This window comes from Ruminococcoides intestinale (assembly GCF_040095935.1).
Taxonomy (GTDB): domain Bacteria; phylum Bacillota; class Clostridia; order Oscillospirales; family Acutalibacteraceae; genus Ruminococcoides; species Ruminococcoides intestinale.
In genome coordinates, this window is the sequence record NZ_JBBMFQ010000001.1 from 350,038 (window position 1) to 368,516 (window position 18,479).

12 protein-coding genes are annotated in these 18,479 nt (G+C 43.0%); 8 read left to right on the forward strand and 4 right to left on the reverse strand.

Annotated elements, in window-relative coordinates; translation table 11 throughout:
* The first annotated feature begins 102 nt into the window (after window positions 1-102).
* From WMO31_RS01710 to WMO31_RS01725, 4 genes are all read left to right on the forward strand, one after another.
* Window positions 103-732, forward strand: a complete 630-nt coding sequence (locus WMO31_RS01710; protein WP_117837506.1) for a YigZ family protein — start codon at window positions 103-105, stop codon at window positions 730-732.
* A 143-nt stretch (window positions 733-875) separates the two neighbouring features.
* Window positions 876-2,642, forward strand: coding sequence for a DNA primase (gene dnaG / locus WMO31_RS01715; RefSeq protein WP_015523647.1), 1,767 nt, complete (start codon window positions 876-878; stop codon window positions 2,640-2,642).
* Between the two features lie 21 nt (window positions 2,643-2,663).
* Window positions 2,664-3,767, forward strand: a complete 1,104-nt coding sequence (gene rpoD / locus WMO31_RS01720; RefSeq protein ID WP_155129444.1) for an RNA polymerase sigma factor RpoD — start codon at window positions 2,664-2,666, stop codon at window positions 3,765-3,767.
* Window positions 3,768-3,776: 9 nt separating this feature from the next.
* On the forward strand, window positions 3,777-4,148 hold the full coding sequence (locus WMO31_RS01725) for a metallopeptidase family protein (RefSeq protein ID WP_015523649.1): 372 nt from the start codon (window positions 3,777-3,779) through the stop codon (window positions 4,146-4,148).
* A 54-nt stretch (window positions 4,149-4,202) separates the two neighbouring features.
* Here WMO31_RS01725 and WMO31_RS01730 read toward each other — a convergent pair whose 3' ends face one another.
* Window positions 4,203-4,508, reverse strand: a complete 306-nt coding sequence (locus WMO31_RS01730; protein ID WP_015523650.1) for a LysM peptidoglycan-binding domain-containing protein — start codon at window positions 4,506-4,508, stop codon at window positions 4,203-4,205.
* 178 nt (window positions 4,509-4,686) lie between these two features.
* On the opposite strand from WMO31_RS01730, the gene eno reads away from it, so the two are divergent.
* From eno to pulA (WMO31_RS01745), 3 genes are all read left to right on the forward strand, one after another.
* A complete protein-coding gene (gene eno, locus WMO31_RS01735) occupies window positions 4,687-5,943 on the forward strand; it encodes a phosphopyruvate hydratase (protein ID WP_367999098.1) in 1,257 nt (418 codons plus the stop codon).
* Between the two features lie 393 nt (window positions 5,944-6,336).
* Window positions 6,337-9,159, forward strand: coding sequence for a type I pullulanase (pulA, locus tag WMO31_RS01740; RefSeq protein ID WP_367999099.1), 2,823 nt, complete (start codon window positions 6,337-6,339; stop codon window positions 9,157-9,159).
* A 67-nt stretch (window positions 9,160-9,226) separates the two neighbouring features.
* Window positions 9,227-12,406, forward strand: a complete 3,180-nt coding sequence (gene pulA / locus WMO31_RS01745) for a type I pullulanase (RefSeq protein ID WP_367999100.1) — start codon at window positions 9,227-9,229, stop codon at window positions 12,404-12,406.
* A 139-nt stretch (window positions 12,407-12,545) separates the two neighbouring features.
* On the opposite strand, the gene WMO31_RS01750 is transcribed toward pulA (WMO31_RS01745), so the two are convergent.
* The 3 genes from WMO31_RS01750 to WMO31_RS01760 are packed head-to-tail and all read right to left on the reverse strand — an operon-like array spanning window position 12,546 to window position 16,348.
* On the reverse strand, window positions 12,546-13,178 hold the full coding sequence (locus WMO31_RS01750) for a redox-sensing transcriptional repressor Rex (protein WP_015523654.1): 633 nt from the start codon (window positions 13,176-13,178) through the stop codon (window positions 12,546-12,548).
* Window positions 13,179-13,206: 28 nt separating this feature from the next.
* Window positions 13,207-14,415, reverse strand: coding sequence for an NADP-dependent isocitrate dehydrogenase (locus WMO31_RS01755; protein ID WP_021883331.1), 1,209 nt, complete (start codon window positions 14,413-14,415; stop codon window positions 13,207-13,209).
* Window position 14,416: 1 nt separating this feature from the next.
* A complete protein-coding gene (locus WMO31_RS01760; RefSeq protein WP_046431794.1) occupies window positions 14,417-16,348 on the reverse strand; it encodes an aconitate hydratase in 1,932 nt (643 codons plus the stop codon).
* A 310-nt stretch (window positions 16,349-16,658) separates the two neighbouring features.
* On the opposite strand from WMO31_RS01760, the gene typA reads away from it, so the two are divergent.
* Complete coding sequence (gene typA, locus WMO31_RS01765; protein WP_015523657.1) at window positions 16,659-18,479, forward strand: translational GTPase TypA; 1,821 nt, start codon at window positions 16,659-16,661, stop codon at window positions 18,477-18,479.

Genomic DNA, 18,479 nt, shown 5'->3' on the forward strand with positions numbered 1-18,479 from the left:
TTTATTATGTAATTGTTTAGGCGGCACATTGTGCCGCCTTGTTTACTTTACGGAAACTTTGCATAATCGTGTGCAGAGTGTCTGTATAATTGAGGTATTATTATGGCAAAGGATTACAAAACCGTTTTAAGTAACGCAAAAGACGAATTTGTTGAAAAGCGTTCACGCTTTATCGGCTATTGCAAGCCTGTAACCTGTGAGCAGGAGGCTGTTGATTTTATCAACGAAAAACGCAGTGAACATTGGAACGCAACTCACAATGTCTATGCCTATTCTCTGCGTGAGGGCAACATAAAGCGTTACAGCGATGACGGTGAACCCTCGGGTACTGCCGGTATGCCTTGCCTTGATGTAATTGTAAAAAATGAAATTTATGATGTATGTGTTGTCGTTACCCGTTACTTCGGCGGTGTTTTGCTTGGCACTGGCGGACTTGTGAGAGCATATTCTCACGGTGCAAAAATTGCTCTTGACGCCGCAAAAATCGTTATGATGCAGAACTGTCTTGTCTGTTCTGCTCGTTGTACATACAACCAGTACGGCAAGGTTTCGGCACTTGTAAATGATAACGGCGGTGCTGTTGACGATACTGTCTATGAAGGCGATGTGCTGATTAAATTCCATATTAAACCCGATTTACTGCCACAGCTTAACAAAAAGCTTGCAGATGCAACTGCGGGTGAGGTTCAGGCGGTTTTTGATGAGGAAAAATATTATGCCGTTGAGTTATAAAGTTTTCTTTATGACAAAACTTTTTATGCTTTCGACCTCAAAAGCTAAAAAATGAAATATTTTTCAAAATAATTTCAAATATTTAAAGGAATATTCAAAAAAATTTCGTAAAAAGCTAATAGGTAAGCGAGAGGAGGAGTTTTATGGCTTTCCCTGAAAGTTTCTTGCAGGATTTAAAAATGCGAAACGATATCACAGATGTTGTTTCGGGTTATGTCAATCTCAAAAGACGGGGAAGAAATATGGTCGGTCTTTGTCCGTTCCACGGCGAAAAAACTCCCTCTTTTAATGTATATACCGAAAACGGTTCGTTCTATTGTTTTGGTTGCGGAGTAGGCGGAGATGTCATCTCTTTTATTATGAAAATTGAAAATCTTGACTATGTCGATGCCGTGAAGTATCTTGCACAGCGGGCAGGACTTGAAATGCCCGAAAACAGCTATGATGACAGCATGAGCCGTCTTAGAAACAGAGTGTTTGAAGCTAACCGTGAGGCGGCAAGGTTTTATTATGCCGCTTTGTGTTCTCCGCAAGGCAGAAAAGGTCTTGATTATTTTCATTCAAGAGCCTTATCCGACAGAACAATCCGTCATTTCGGACTCGGTTATGCCGATGATAACTGGTCGTCACTATGCAATCATCTCAAATCAAAAGGCTTTAATGACAGCGAACTTGTTGCCGCAAATCTTGCGGTTCGGCACAGAAACGGCAACGGAATCTATGACAGATTCACAGACCGTGTTATGTTTCCGATTATTGATCTGAGAGGAAATGTTATTGCATTCGGCGGAAGAATTATGTCCGATGCAAAGCCTAAATATCTCAACACCTCCGATACCCCCGTATTTAAAAAGAGTGCAAACCTGTTTTCACTCAACAACGCAAAAAATTCGGGCAAGAGAACTCTGATTCTTTGCGAGGGCTATATGGATGTCATCGCTGTGAATCAGGCAGGTTTTACAAATGCCGTTGCAACCCTGGGAACGGCTCTTACAGGTGAACAGGCTGTTTTGATGAAACGGTATGCCGATGAGGTGATTATCTGTTACGATGCCGATGAGGCAGGTCAAAAGGCTACCGCAAGGGCAATTCCTATACTCAGAAATTCGGGACTTAATGTTAAGGTTCTGACAATTCCAAGCGGTAAGGATCCCGATGAATTTATCAAATCAAAGGGTAATGACGGTCCTGCCGCATTCAAAGCGTTGCTTGACAAATGCGGTAACGATGTTGAATACCGACTGCAAAAGCTAAAAAATGCACACAATATTCAGCTGACGGAGGGCAAGGTTGCTTTTCTTGAGGAGGCGGCAAAGCTGATTGCAACAATCAGCAGTCCGATTGAACGGGATGTCTATTCTTCAAAGGTTGCATCCGAACTCGGAGTTGACAAAAATGCATTCAAACAGCAGGTGTCAAGGGTGTCACGCAGAGGTGAAAGGGCTGAAGAAAAGAAACAGGCTCGTCAAATTCAGCTTGAACTCAGCCGAAGAAATGACAAAATCAATCCCGAACATTTCCAAAAGCCACGCAGTTCAAGTGCCGAAGAAGCTCTTTTGGTTTATCTTTTAAACAATCCCGATGCATATGAGGAGATTTCTGCAAGGGTAAAGCCCGAACAATTTCAGAATACTCTGATGCGGAGGTTTTTTGAATATTTCAGCGCTCGCATTGAGAGGGGAGAAGATCCTCTTACGAATACGGCGGCAGATTTTACACAGGATGAAAATTCAAAGCTTTATCAGCTGATGTCACAGGCAATTCCGGGGGCGTCAACCGCTGAGGCAATGAATGAATACATAAATGTTATCAACGAGGAAAGCTCAAAGCTCAATTCCGGCGATTTAGCCGATGTTTCAAATGAGGAGCTTATGGCATATCTTGATAAAATAAGGAAAAAGAAACAGTAAACGCAGGAAAGGAAAATGAGTATGGCAGCTACACCCGATAAGAAAACAGTCGTAAGAGAACTTATGGAACTCGGTAAGCAGAAAGGTCAGCTTACAAACCAGGACATTCTTGATGCAATCGGTGAAATTGACTTTGACCCCGAACAGCTTGAAAAGCTTTATGATTCACTTGCACAGCTTGGCATTGAAATCGTAGAGGATTCGGGCGATATTAAAATTGACGATATCGACCTCGGCTTTGATGAAAGCAAAGACGGCGACTCACACGCTCAGGTTGCAGAAACAGGCAGCGTTTCGGTTGACGATCCCGTAAAGGTATATCTTAAAGAAATCGGACGGGTTCCACTACTTTCTTCCGATGAAGAAATCAACCTCGCAATCAGAATCGCTGACGGTGATGTTGCCGCAAAACAGCGTCTTTCCGAGGCAAACCTTCGTCTTGTTGTTTCAATTGCAAAGCGTTATCTCGGCAGGGGAATGCAGTTTCTTGACCTTATTCAGGAAGGCAATCTCGGTCTTATCAAGGCTGTAGAAAAGTTTGACTATACAAAGGGCTTTAAGTTTTCAACATATGCAACATGGTGGATCAGACAGGCCATTACCCGTGCAATTGCCGATCAGGCTCGTACAATCCGTATTCCTGTTCATATGGTTGAAACTATCAACAAGGTAAAAAAGGTTCAGAGTCAGCTCCTTCACCAGAACGGTCATGAGCCGTCTGCCGATGAAATTGCCGCAGAAATTGATATGCCTGTTGACAAGGTTCGTGAAATTATGCGTGTTGCTCAGGAGCCTGTTTCACTTGAAACTCCTATAGGCGAGGAGGAAGACAGCCATCTCGGTGACTTTATCCCCGATAACGATGCTCCCGCACCTGCCGATGCCGCATCACACACAATGCTCCGTGAACAGCTTTCGGATGTTCTTTCAACCCTCACTCCCCGTGAAGCCAAGGTTCTCAAACTCCGTTTCGGTCTTGAGGACGGCAGAAGCAGAACTCTTGAAGAAGTCGGCAAGGAGTTTAATGTAACCCGTGAGCGTATCCGTCAGATTGAGGCAAAGGCTCTCCGCAAGCTCCGTCATCCTTCAAGAAGCAGAAAGCTCAAGGACTATCTTGACTATTAATCAGACTTTATGATTACTTTTGATGAATGCGGCGCAATGCTTGACGAAATTGCAGATTCCATGCCCTATGAATTATACAGAGATTTAAACGGAGGGATTTCACTTCTTCCGCAGTTAAAGGTTCATCCAAAAGCACTTAACAATGATTTGTTCATTTTGGGTGAGTACATACGCAATTCTCTCGGCAATGCAATTGTGTTTTACTACGGTTCAATCAACAGGGTTTACGGCTCACTTGATAATGAGGAATACCGAAAAAAGCTCGTTGAAATACTTCATCACGAGGTTCGCCATCATAACGAGTATCTTGCAGGTTGCGATGACCTCGGAATTTTTGACAGAAATCAGATTGACGATTACCTTAGAAAACACAGGAAATAATCAAATGAAATTTTAAGAGGACAGCTTTTCTAAACAGAAAGCTGTCCTCCTTTGTTATCTTACCTTTATAATCTGCCCCGGATAAATTACATTCGGATTTGAAAGTCCGTTAAGCCGTGAGAGATTCTCAACGGTTGTTCCGTGCATTTGTGCAATTATCCACAGCGAATCGCCCGGACGGGCAACATGATACTGCGTTTCCGCACTACCTGCGGGAACCGTAAGAACCTGACCTACAAAAATAGCGTCAGGAGTTTGAATGTTGTTGTATTTTAATATGTCATTCACCGTTGTCTGAAAGAACTGCGCAATGCCAAAAAGCGTATTGCCCGGACGAACGGTGTACTGAACCATTTCCATATCTGTCCTCCTTGCTTTTCATAGTAACAATATATGCCTGTGACAAAAATGCGTTACTCCTGCATAAAATAAACCGTGTACGGAAAAATAACAATGCAGACAAAACACAGCGTTGCTAAGATTAAAAATATCTGAAAACGGTTTATGTTTTAAAATTTCAATACGAGAGGGCATATAAATGGAAATAAAAATAGATACGATAATCGGCAGAGAAATAATTGATTCAAGAGGAAATCCTACGGTTGAGGCGGAGGTCGGACTTTCCGACGGAACCTTTGCAAAAGCGTCTGTCCCTTCGGGTGCGTCAACGGGAGAATTTGAGGCGGTTGAACTTCGTGACGGTGAAAAACGCTATCTCGGCAAAGGTGTGCAGAGAGCCGTTGAAAATATCAACAGCATAATTTCACCTAATCTTTGTTGCGACTCACCTTTTGACCAGTGTGCAATCGACAGCAAAATGATTGAACTTGACGGCACGGAAAATAAGGAATTGCTCGGTGCAAATGCTATTCTTGCCGTATCGCTTGCCTGTGCAAAGGCAGCGGCAAAGAATCTCAGACTGCCGTTATTCCGTTATATCGGCGGAACATATGCGGTCAGAATGCCTGTTCCAATGATGAATATTCTCAACGGCGGCGCTCATGCGTCAAACAATATCGACATTCAGGAATTTATGATTATGCCTGTCGGCGCAAGGTGTTTTTCCGAGGGAATGATGCAGTGCTGTGAAATCTACCATACACTCGGCAAAATTCTAAAAGAGAATAATATGTCAACAGGTGTAGGCGATGAGGGCGGTTATGCACCGAGCCTGAAAAGTGATGAGGATGCAATTGAGTATATAATTAAAGCGATTGAAAAAACAGGTTATACTACCGATGAAATTAAAATTGCGCTCGATTCCGCATCTTCCGAATGGTATTCCGACGGAAAATATATTCTTCCAAAGAGAGGCGATTCGCTTTCAAGCGACGAACTTATTAATTATTTTGACAAGCTCTGTTCTGATTATCCGATTATCTCGCTTGAAGATCCACTTTCCGAACACGATTGGGACGGTTGGCAGAATATTACTTCAAAAATCGGCAACAAAGTTCAGCTTGTCGGCGATGATTTGTTTGTTACAAACACAAAAAGACTTAAAAAAGGCATAGAGCTCGGAGCAGGCAACGCAATTTTGATTAAAATTAATCAGATAGGAACGCTGACGGAAACGCTTGATGCAATTGACACGGCTCACAAGGCAGGTTATCGCACGATTATTTCACACAGAAGCGGCGAAACGGAGGACACAACCATTGCGGATATTGCCGTTGCGGTTAATTCGGGACAGATCAAAACAGGTGCTCCGTGCAGAACCGACAGAGTTGCAAAATATAACAGACTTCTTCGGATTGAGAGTGCAATTGTCAACACTTCAACCTACGGAATATAACAGATTTCACCCCGACTGAGGTTGGGGTGTTTGTCTTTTAAGAACAAAATTTTATTATTATGTAAATTTAATTGCCAAATTGTATTTTTTTGACAGATTTTTCTTTGCTTAATATAAATTTAAAAATAAACTTTTAGAAATTCAGCATATTACACATATTTGTCAAAGAAAATTCTACAACAATAAAGCCTTTATCAATTGCTATATTCTTAATCGGAATTAAAATATATTGCCTTATATGATAAAATTAACTAATGAAATGCTAACATTGGAATTCGTATGGACTATTGTAAAACAGTGCTGATTGTAACCTTTGTTTTGCTCATATCCGAATAAGTCAGGAGGCATTTTTGATTGTTTCTAAAAAGATTATTGGCAGGAGTAATGACAGCTATGATGATTACAGGAATGTGTGCGGCTGATGTTTCGGCAGCGGAAAAGAAAACTGTAACAGATTATCAGGCATATGCTGCAAATCTGGATAAGTCGGCATATTCAGGTAATGATTTGGGGGCTTCTTACTCAAAAAAGGCAACTACCTTCAAGGTATGGTCGCCTAATGCGGCGTCTGTTCGTGTGAATATTTTTGAACACGGCAGTGATAATGAGGGAGATGCAGGTTCTATAATGTCAAGAGCCATGTCGCTTGACAAAACAACGGGCGTGTGGTCTGTTACAATTAACGGTGACCTGCTTAACAAATATTATACCTACTCGGTAACACACGGAAAAACTACCAAGGAAACAGCCGATGTCTATGCAAAGGCGTGCGGTGTGAACGGTCAACGCTCAATGGTTGTCGATTTAAGCACAACCAATCCCGATGGTTGGGAAAATGATAAGCATGTGCTTGTAAAGAATCAGACTGATGCGTCGGTCTGGGAAATCTCTGTAGCAGACTTTTCATCATCCGAATCAAGCGGCGTGAGTGAGGCTAACCGTGGCAAGTACCTTGCTTTTACCGAAGAAGGTACAACAGTCAACGGTGTTCAGGGGGCATCTTCAACCTGCGTTGACTATCTGAAAAAGCTCGGCGTTAAGTATGTGCAGATTATGCCGTTCTATGATTTCGGTTCTGTTGACGAGAGCAAGAACATTATGGACCAGTACAACTGGGGCTACGATCCCGTCAACTACAACTGCCCCGAGGGTTCTTATTCAACAAATCCTAAAAAGGGTGAAGTGAGAATCAAGGAATGCAAGCAGATGATTCAGGCACTTCATAATGCCGGAATCGGTGTAATTATGGATGTTGTCTATAACCACACCTACACCTCTGATTCTTGGCTTCAGAGAACAGTTCCGAATTATTACTACAGAATGAACAATGACGGAACTTTCTCAAACGGTTCGGGCTGTTCAAACGATACAGCAAGCGAACATCTTATGTTCAGAAAGTATATGATTGATTCCGTTACATATTGGGCAAGCGAATATCACATTGACGGTTTCCGCTTTGACCTTATGGGCCTTCATGATGTAACAACTATGAATTCAATTCGTACCGCACTTGACAATCTTTATGCAGACGGCAGCGGCAGTCAGATTCTTATGTACGGTGAGGCGTGGGATATGGCAACCAATTGTGACGAAGGCACAGTATTGGCAAGTCAGAAAAATCTCAAGCAATTGAGCGACCGCATCGGTGCGTTTGATGATACAATCCGTGATGCAATCAAGGGCAGTACAGGCGGTACGGACGGTGCTTTTGTTCAGGAAGGTTCACGCAGAGCCAACCTGAAAACGGGCATAGCAGGTCAGAGTGACACAACAACAGGTTGGGCAAATGTTCCGTCACAATGCGTAACATATGCATCATGTCACGATAACCTTTGTCTTTACGATAAGCTTGTCGGCTCTGTTTACGGTGCCGACGGTAAATATCGCAAAAGATATGAAGATCTTGTTGCAATGAACAAGCTTTCTGCGGCAATTGTTATTACTTCACAGGGTATTCCGTTCTCACTCGGCGGTGAGGAGTTTTGTCGCAGTAAAGACGGTGATGAAAACAGTTATGCGTCAAGCAGAAAAGAAAATATGCTTGACTGGGAAAATGTCGATCTCTATTCAGATGTAATTGAATATTACAGAGGTCTTTATAAAATCCGTGACGCCTTTGCGGCATTCTCGGATTCTACTGCTGCAACGGCCAACAGCCTTGCATATCTTTCCGATGTTCCAAAGGGTGTTATGGGCTACACAATAAATAACACCGAGAGCGGAAAATGGAGTCAGATGTGCGTAATCTTCAACGGCTCCGATTCTGCACAGAATGTTACCGCAAAAGGCGACTGGGTTGTTCTTGCAGATAACAAGACAGCAGGACTTCGCAACATAAAGAATGTTACAAACAGCGTAAAGGTTGAGGCTCATTCAGCCGTTATTATGGTTGACACAAAGAGCTATGATTCTGCGGGAATTATGGATGATGAGGGCGCTGTTGTCATTGATTATTATGACAACAAAACCGAAAAACTCATCAAGTCACAGACGCTCACAGGCGAGCTCGGCACAAGCTATGATTTGACAAATCTTGCGTCAACTCTTAATTATGATGTTAAGAAAACCGACGGTGAAATTAAAGGTGTGTTCACGGATCAGGTAGGTCATGCAAAGGTTTATGTTGAAGAATATGACGGTGAGATATCAACAGTTACCGTAAAGTTTGTTGACGAAACAAATAATACGGAAATTGAAGATTCTTTTCTTGTAAAAAACAGAAAGGGCGAGCAGTATTATACTCCCGACCTTCCGTCAATTAAAAATTATAAGCTTGTTCTTGACGACCTCCCGACAAACGGTGCAGGCAAGCTTGATTCCGCAAGCAAGACCGTTACATACAAATATACCCGTGTAACTGATGATGAGGATAAGACTGTTTGCAGAGTCAATGCCATTTATATGGACGATTCGGGAAAAATTCTTGATACAAAGACAATCACAGGTGTTGAAGGACAGGCTTATTCACTTTCTCAAAATACATATGAGGAAAAAGATCTTGTAAGCGTTCCCGAAAAGGCAAACGGAACATTTAAATCGGGCGAAATCAATGTAGTGTTCAGCTACTCGTCAAACCCCGATCCGCTCAAGCAGATGCTTCCGTTTGTGTATGTCGGCACCGGTCTTATAATTGCTCTGTGTGCGGCATCGGTTATTTATTCTTCAAACAAGCGTAAAAAGCGCATTATGGCAGAGCTTGACATTGAAGAAGATTAATTAAAGGTAGTTATTTCCGTATGCTAACGGAATAGATTATAAGAATTAATAAGGAGGAATATTATCTATGAGAACTACGAAGAAAATTGTTTCTGCAGTTCTTGCAGCGTGCATGCTTGCCTCAACAGCGGTTGTATCAAGCTTTGCCGCAACAGCCGATGACAGTTCGGCAGTTTCAAGCGACTACGCAAGAGACAATTCTTACACAAAGGCTGCTGAAGATATTGACGCTCAGTATGCTTATTCCGGCAATGATCTTGGTGTTACTTACACAAAAGATGCTACAACATTCAAGGTTTGGTCACCGACAGCAACCGGTGTTAAGCTCAATATCTTTACAAAAGGTTCGGATGACGAGCAGGGTGCATCTAAAGTTGCCAGCTACACACTTGAAAAAATGCTCGTTGACGGTGAGTGGAACGGTGTTTGGACGATTACACTCGTCGGCGAATGGAAGGATTATTATTACACATACTCAGTTACAACAACAGACACAACACACATCGGTTCAGATGCAACAAAGACTTATGAAACACAGGATGTATACTCAACGGCAACAGGCGTAAACGGCAAGCGCTCAATGATTGTTGATCTTGACGAGACAGATCCTGAGGGCTGGTCAAACGATAACCATGTTCTTCTTGACAAATCAACAAAGTCATCAGTATGGGAACTCCATATCAAAGACTTTTCTTATGACAAGGCTTCGGGCGTAAGCGACGCTAACAGAGGTAAGTACCTTGCTTTCACAGAATCAGGTACAACTCTTAACGGCGAGGGCAAGGTTTCAACCTGTATTGATTACCTCAAGGAACTCGGAGTAACAACAGTACAGCTTAACCCGTTCTATGACTTCCAGTCAGTAAATGAGGCAGGCGATGATTCTCAGTTTAACTGGGGTTATGACCCACAGAACTACAATGTTCCGGAGGGCTCGTATTCTTCAAATCCATATGACGGTAAAGTAAGAATCAAAGAGTGCAAGGAAATGATCAAGGCTCTCCATGATGCCGGCATTTCTGTTGTAATGGATGTTGTTTACAACCATACTTATTCAACTGATTCATGCTTCCAGCACACAGTTCCTAACTACTACTACAGAATGAAAACAACAGGCGCATTCTCAGACGGTTCTGGTTGCGGCAACGAAGGTGCAACAGAGCGTGCAATGTACAGACAGTATGTTATTGATTCACTCAAGTATTGGGTAAACGAATATCATGTTGACGGCTTCCGTTTTGACCTTATGGGTCTTATGGATGTTGAAACAATGAATATGGCAAGAGAAGCGCTTGACCAAATTGACCCACGAATCACAATGTGGGGTGAAGGCTGGGCAGGCGGTGACTCCTACCACCCGACTAACACTTGCTCAGGCACAAAATTCTATCCTGCAACACAGGCTAATGCGTCAAGACTCAGCGACAGAATCGCTATTTTCAATGACGGCATCCGTGACGGTATAAAGGGCAGTGCAATGGAAATCAACGATGTTGGTTTTATACAGGGCTCAAAGTCATCCGCAAAGGGTGTAAGCTACGGTGTTCGTGCCAACAGCTCAGGTACATACAAGTGGAAGGCTCAGGCTCCTTCACAGTGCGTAACCTATGATGCGTGTCACGATAACGCAACACTTTACGATCAGATTATTGCGTCAACAGGTCTGGCAGACTACGGAGAGAGAAATTCCGAGGCTGTTAAGATGAACAGGCTTGCAAGTGCAATTATCTACACATCACAGGGTATTTCATTCACACTTGCCGGTGAAGAAATGGCTCGTTCAAAAGACGGTGACACAAACAGCTACAAGTCGGCAGCTGACCTTAATATGATTAAATGGCAGAATGTTGTTGACTATGCCGATGTAGTTTCTTACTACAAGGGTATGATGCAGATTAAGTCAGCATTCTCGCCTCTCACAGCTATGGATAATTCATATGCTGACAAATACACATTCACAAAAAAGGTTTCTGCTTCAACAAATCAGATTTCATTCACAATTCAGAACGATGTTGAGGGTGAATGGAACAAGATGGCTGTTATTTATAACAATGCAACCACAGCTGCAGATGTAACCCTTTCGGATACATCCGTAACAGATTGGGTTGTTATCGCTAACGGTGAAACAGCAGGTCTTGACTCACTCGGCGAGGTGACAGGCTCAACATTCACAGTACCTGCTCGTTCGGCTATCGTAGCTGTTGACAAGGCAGGCTATGAGTCGGCAGGCATCCATTCTTCAAAAGGTAAGGTAAAAGTAAACTATGTTTACGAAGCAACAGGCGAAAAGCTTGAAGATTCTGTAATCCTTCAGGGTTCTGTAGGCTCAGGTTATGTAACAGTTCCGAGTGCAGTTATTCCCGATACATACATCGTAAGTCGTATTGGCGGAAATGCAGAAGGCAAATATACTTCCGATATGCAGGAGGTTACATACTACTACACAGACTACATTCCTGAATCACTCAAGAACGCTGACTTCAACGGTGACGGTGAAATTAATGTAATTGACGCTACACTTCTTCAGAAGTATATTGCAAAGCTTGAAACTCCTACAGTTGATGAATCAGTTCTTGACCTAAACTATGACGGTACTTTCAACATTGAAGACTCAACAATGATAATGAAGTATGTTGCTGGAATTCCTGTATCTTCCGGTAAAGTAACAGTAAACTACTACTACACAGACGCTGACGGAAAACAGCAGAAGCTCACTGATTCAATCGTATTCGCAGGCAGAGCAGGAAGCACATATAAGTCAACTGCATTCAAGGTTGTTGGCTACGCTGTTGATCCGGACAGAATGCCGGAAAATCAGTCTGGCTTAATTCCTTACGGTGAGGCTGAGGTAAACTACTACTACATCGCTTCAAGCCTTGACATCAAACTTCATGTAAAGCACAACGGTTCACTTACATGGACGCCATATCTCTGGATATGGGGTTCAGACCTCAAGGGCAAAGACTCAGGCAACTTTATGTCAGAGTGGCCGGGTGATCCTATGACTGAAGGTGAAAACGGTTGGTTTGATTACAGCTTCACATATAAGGGAGCAGGTACATACAATGTAATTGTATCCGATAACGCTACTAACCAAACAATTGACTACAAGGGCTTTGTAGATAACGAAATGTGGATTGTAATTGATGACTCTGCTGTTATGGGCAGTACATACCTTACATTCTACACAGATAACCCTGACACTAACCCCAACGCTCCAATCGCTGAGCAGGTTACACTCGGTTAATCTGAAATCACATACACAAATTGCAAAAGAGGGCTGACCTTAAACGGTCAGCCCTTTTAATCGCTAAAAAAGGTTATTATTGCTCTGTAACGGAAAACTCCCCGACAGCTTATAAAACTGTCGGGGAGTCATTGGTTTATCAGTTGTTGTTCATTCTGTAGCAGAGAGTCATAAGGCTGTCGCTGAGATGAACATTCTCTACCATAGTATCATTATAACGAGCATTTATATCATAGTGGCTGAAATTCCAGTAATTCTTGATTCCGTGTGAATATAGCTTATCGAGAACATTTTCAACACAAACACGGGGAATGCACAAAAACGCTGTGTCAATATGATTTTTATTACAAAAATCGTCGAGTTCACTTTCGTTTTTAACTGTAATTCCGTTGAGCTTTGAACCGACTTTTTGTTCGTTGCTGTCAAAACAAGCGATAAGCTCAAAACCGAGTTTTTCAAAATTCATATGCATTGCAACGGCCTTACCAAGATTACCCGCACCGATAAGAATGGCCTTGTAATCGTTGTTAAGTCCCAGAATGTTCTTGATTTCCTCTTTTAGCTGACTTACGCTGTAACCGTAACCCTGCTGACCGAATCCGCCGAAGCAGTTAAGATCCTGTCTTACCTGTGAGGCGGTCACATTCATAATTTGTGCAAGCTTAGTTGAAGAAATTTTGTCAATGTTCTGGTCATTCAGTTCTGATAAAAAGCGGTAATATCTTGGCAAACGCCTGATAACCGACATTGAAATACTGTCATTCTTAGACATTACTCACTATGCTCCTTTAACTTTAAAATCAGAGAGATGCTGCAAGGCGCTCGTCAATAGCCTTGAGAAATTCTTCTGTGTTTACTTTCTTTTTGTTCTCAAGTGTCGAGATAGCGTAGAGATCGCCTGTCATAACGCCGTCCTCAATTGTCTTGATTGTTGCTGCCTCAAGCTTGTCTGCAAACTTCATAAGATCGTCAAGACCGTCAAGCTCGCCTCTTTTGCGGAGAGCGCCTGTCCATGCAAACAATGTTGCAACAGAGTTTGTGGAAGTTTCTTCGCCCTTGAGATACTTGTAGTAGTGGCGCTGAACTGTGCCGTGAGCAGCCTCGTATTCATAGATGCCGTCGGGAGAAACAAGCACGCTTGTCATCATTGCGAGCGAACCGAATGCAGTTGCAATCATATCACTCATAACATCACCGTCATAGTTCTTACAAGCCCACATATAACCGCCTTCACTTCTGATAACTCTTGCAACAGCGTCATCAATAAGTGTGTAGAAATATGTAATACCTGCGTTCTCAAACTTCTCCTTGTACTCATTCTCAAAGATTTCGTTGAAGATGTCCTTGAATCTGTGGTCATAAATCTTGCTGATTGTATCCTTTGTAGCAAACCAAACATCAAGCTTCTGATCAAGTGCATAGTTAAAGCATGAACGGGCAAATGATGAGATACTCTTGTCAATGTTGTGCATACCCTGAATAATACCGTCAGTCTTGAAGTCAAAGATTGTGCTTCTTTCCTCGGTACCGTCAGGCTTTGTAACACAAAGCTCTGCCTTGCTTCCTGCCTCAACCTTCATCTCTGTGTTCTTATAAACATCACCGTATGCGTGACGGGCAATGCAGATTGGCTTTTTCCATGTAGGAATGTAGGGAACAATGCCCTTAACAAGAATCGGGCTTCTGAATACCGTACCGTCAAGGATAGCACGAATCGTACCGTTAGGTGATTTCCACATACTCTTGAGGTTGTACTCTGTCATTCTTGCGGCATTAGGTGTGATTGTGGCACACTTAACGGCAACACCGTATTTCTTTGTTGCGTTGGCGCTGTCAACTGTAACCTGATCGTCTGTCTCGTTTCTGTGCTCAAGACCGAGGTCATAATATTCTGTTTTGAGGTCAACATAAGGTGTGATGAGAATGTCTTTAATCTGTTTCCAGATGACTCTTGTCATCTCGTCGCCGTCCATCTCTACGAGAGGAGTGACCATTTTAATTTTTTCCATATCAGCTGTTCTCCTTTGTGTAGTCAAGCAGACCGCCTGCAATGATAATGTTTCTTGTTCTGTCTGAAAGCTCACAGTCAGCAACAATTGTGTCGCCTGTTGTCTTGTTTACAACAGTAACCTGCTTGCCGTTTGCAATTTCGTCCTTAACATTCGGGAGTTCAAGCATATCGCCAAGCTTGATTTTATCATAATCTTCTGTGTTTACAAATGTAAGCGGAAGAATTCCTGCATTGATAAGGTTGCTCTTGTGAATTCTTGCAAAGCTCTTTACGAGTACAGCCTTAACACCGAGGAAAAGGGGAGCGAGAGCTGCATGCTCACGGGATGAACCCTGACCGTAGTTTTCACCGCCGACAATAATGCTCTTGCCGAGTGTCTTTGCACGGGTTGGGAATTCCTTGTCGCATACTGTAAAGCAATGCTCTGAAATTTTCGGAATATTTGAACGGAGCGGAAGAATCTTTGCACCTGCAGGCATAATATGGTCGGTTGTAATGTTGTCGCCGACCTTGAGTGAACATGACGCCTCGATAGAATCTGTGAGCGGATGAGTTTCGGGATAACTCTTGATGTTAGGACCACGGAGGATTTCTACGCTGTCCATTTCTTCAACAGGAGCGGGATCAATAACCATATTGTCATTGATGAGGAATTTTTCGGGCATTTCAATCTCAGCAGCCGCACCAAGACATCTCGGGTCTGTAAATACGCCGTTGATTGCAGAAACAGCCGCAGTTTCCGGAGATACAAGATAAATCTGACCGTCTGCCGTTCCGCTTCTGCCTTCAAAGTTACGGTTGAATGTTCTGAGTGAAATACCGCCGCTGTTAGGTGACTGACCCATACCGATACACGGACCGCAGGCACTTTCAAGGATTCTTGCACCTGCCGCAATCATGTCGCCGAGTGCGCCGTTGAGAGCGAGCATATTAAATACCTGCTTTGAACCCGGAGCAATTGCAAGCGATACATTATCTGCAACCTTTTTGCCCTTGAGAATGTGGGCAACTCTCATAAGGTCAAGGTAGCTTGAGTTTGTACATGAACCGATACAAACCTGATCAATCTTCTTGCCCTCAAGCTCTTTGATTGGCTTAACATTGTCGGGTGAATGCGGACAGGCTGCAAGCGGTTCAAGCTCTGAAAGGTTGATTTCGATAACCTCATCATAAACTGCATCGTCATCAGCTTTGAGTTCTGTATAATCTTCCTCACGACCCTGAGCCTTGAGGAACTTTCTTGTTGTTTCGTCTGACGGGAATACAGAAGTTGTAGCACCAAGCTCTGCACCCATATTTGTGATTGTTGCTCTTTCGGGAACTGTAAGTGTTGCAACACCTTCTCCGCCGTATTCAACAATCTTGCCGACGCCGCCCTTAACGCTCATAACACGAAGAACTGCGAGGATAATATCTTTTGCAGAAACCCACGGACTGAGTTTGCCCGTAAGATTAACTCTTACCATTTTCGGCATAGTAATATAGTATGCGCCGCCGCCCATGGCAACAGCAACATCAAGACCGCCTGCACCGATTGCGAGCATACCGATACCGCCGCCCGTCGGAGTGTGGCTGTCAGAACCGATTAAAGTCTTTCCCGGTTTACCGAATCTTTCAAGGTGAACCTGGTGACAAATGCCGTTGCCGGGTCTTGAAAAATAGATACCATGTTTTTTACAAACAGACTGAATGAATCTGTGGTCATCGGCGTTTTCAAAACCTGTCTGAAGTGTGTTGTGGTCAATGTAAGCAACGCTTTTTTCTGTTTTTACTCTCGGAATGCCCATAGCCTCATATTCGATATAAGCCATAGTGCCTGTTGCATCCTGAGTAAGAGTCTGGTCGATTTTAAGACCGATATCACTGCCAACGGTCATTTCTCCGCAGACAAGATGATTCTTGATGATTTTCTGCGCAATCGTGTAGCCCATAATATTACCTCCTAAAAATTAATGCCTATCATATCATAATTCAGGTCCTGCAAAAAATGCAAAACACTATGTTAATTATATAACAATCTTGAGATATTGTAAAGAAAAAATCACACGAAATGAGCAAAAATCGTTATTTTTTCACTAAAAAATATTTTTTGCGGTTTTCTATCGGAAAAATGTTCAAAAAGTGTCGGATATTAGGATAAAAGGTGATGAAAAATATAAATTGAATTTTAGCTTTTATAGTGTTATAATGCTTGATGTATGCAATAAGATTTAAGTGATTTTAGCAAAACGAGGTATTTTTATGGATGTAAGAGAGAATTTAAGAAATATTGCAATTATCGCCCATGTTGACCATGGCAAAACTACTCTGGTTGACCAGCTTTTGAAGCAGAGCGGTGTTTTCAGAGCAAATGAAAATGTAGAAGAAAGAGTAATGGACTCTAATGACCTTGAGCGTGAAAGAGGTATCACAATCCTTTCAAAGCCGACAGCCGTAATGTACAACGGCATCAAAATTAACATTGTTGACACCCCCGGCCATGCCGATTTCGGCGGTGAGGTTGAGCGTATTCTCCAGATGGTTGACGGTGTTGTATTGCTTGTTGACGCATTTGAGGGTTGTATGCCGCAGACAAGATTTGTTCTTAAAAAGGCACTCGGCCTCGGCAAAAAGCCGCTTGTTGTTCTTAACAAAATCGACCGTCCCGGTGCAAGACCCGAGGAGGTTGTTGACGAGGTTCTCGACCTCTTTATCGAACTCGGCGCCGACGAAGATCAGCTTGAATTCCCTGTAATTTATGCGTCTGCCCGTGACGGCTATGCATCAGAGGATTATCATGAACCCGGTACGGATATGAAACCTCTCTTTGACGCAATCGTAAAAGAAATCCCTGCTCCTCAGGGTGATATGAACGGAGGACTCCAGCTCCTTATTTCAAACATTGACTCCGATAAGTTTGTCGGCAGAATCGGTGTAGGCCGTGTTGAAAGAGGTACTGCAAAGAACGGAGAGGCTGCCGTTCTCTGTCACACAGACGGTACGACTCAGAATGTAAGAATTGCAAAGCTGTATCAGTTTGAAGGACTTAAAAGAGTTGAATGTGACACTGCAACAGTCGGCGACATTGTTTGCGTAAGCGGTGTTCAGGATATCAACATCGGTGAAACAATCTGTTCAAATGATTGTGTTGAGCCGCTTCCGTTCGTAAAGATTGACGAGCCTACGGTTTCAATGAACTTTATCGTAAACAACTCACCGTTTGCAGGCAGAGAGGGTAAGTATGTGACCTCCCGTAACCTCCGTGACAGACTTTTCAAGGAAATTGAAACAAATGTTGCACTCCGTGTTGAAGAAACAGACAGCGCCGATACATTCAAGGTATCGGGCAGAGGTGAACTCCACCTTTCAATCCTTATCGAAACAATGCGCCGTCAAAATTATGAATTTCAGGTTTCCCGTCCGCAGGTTATTACAAAGATGATTGACGGCAAGCTTCATGAGCCTATGGAGTTTCTTATCATCGAAGTTCCCGACACATATGTCGGTCCTGTAATGGAAAAGCTCGGTTCAAGAAAAGGTGAGCTTATCAATATGGGTACTCGTGAAGGCGGTGTTACTCACATCGAATTCAGAATCCCGTCAAGAGGTCTTATGGGTTATCGCCCCGAATTCCTTACAGATACAAACGGTAACGGTATTATGAACCATGTATTTGACGGTTATGAGCCATACAAGGGTGAAATCGTAACCCGCCATCAGGGTTCACTTATCGCTTTTGAAACAGGCGAAACTGTAACCTACGGTCTTTATGCCGCTCAGGAAAGAGGCAGACTCTTTATCGGACCCGGTGTTCCTGTTTACGAGGGTATGATTGTAGGCGCAAGTCCTAAGTCTGAGGATATCACAGTTAATGTCTGCAAGAAAAAGCACATCACAAACACCCGTGCATCGGGTTCTGATGATGCCCTCAAGCTTACACCTCCGACAATTATGTCACTTGAACAGTGCCTTGAATTCATTGCTGATGATGAGCTTGTTGAGGTTACTCCCGAAAATATCCGTATGCGTAAGCGTATTCTTTCAAAAGAACAGCGTATGAAACAGGCATTCCGTAAGAAATAA

Bases quoted from the DNA above. Each gene is read 5' to 3' on its own strand.
- WMO31_RS01750 (WP_015523654.1), bottom strand. From the start codon at position 13,178: ATGTCTAAGAATGACAGTATTTCAATGTCGGTTATCAGGCGTTTGCCA.
- WMO31_RS01760 (WP_046431794.1), bottom strand. From the start codon at position 16,348: ATGGGCTACACGATTGCGCAGAAAATCATCAAGAATCATCTTGTCTGC.
- WMO31_RS01710 (WP_117837506.1), top strand. From the start codon at position 103: ATGGCAAAGGATTACAAAACCGTTTTAAGTAACGCAAAAGACGAATTT.
- WMO31_RS01755 (WP_021883331.1), bottom strand. From the start codon at position 14,415: ATGGAAAAAATTAAAATGGTCACTCCTCTCGTAGAGATGGACGGCGAC.
- pulA (WP_367999099.1), top strand. From the start codon at position 6,337: ATGATGATTACAGGAATGTGTGCGGCTGATGTTTCGGCAGCGGAAAAG.
- pulA (WP_367999100.1), top strand. From the start codon at position 9,227: ATGAGAACTACGAAGAAAATTGTTTCTGCAGTTCTTGCAGCGTGCATG.
- WMO31_RS01725 (WP_015523649.1), top strand. From the start codon at position 3,777: ATGATTACTTTTGATGAATGCGGCGCAATGCTTGACGAAATTGCAGAT.
- rpoD (WP_155129444.1), top strand. From the start codon at position 2,664: ATGGCAGCTACACCCGATAAGAAAACAGTCGTAAGAGAACTTATGGAA.
- WMO31_RS01730 (WP_015523650.1), bottom strand. From the start codon at position 4,508: ATGGAAATGGTTCAGTACACCGTTCGTCCGGGCAATACGCTTTTTGGC.
- typA (WP_015523657.1), top strand. From the start codon at position 16,659: ATGGATGTAAGAGAGAATTTAAGAAATATTGCAATTATCGCCCATGTT.
- eno (WP_367999098.1), top strand. From the start codon at position 4,687: ATGGAAATAAAAATAGATACGATAATCGGCAGAGAAATAATTGATTCA.
- dnaG (WP_015523647.1), top strand. From the start codon at position 876: ATGGCTTTCCCTGAAAGTTTCTTGCAGGATTTAAAAATGCGAAACGAT.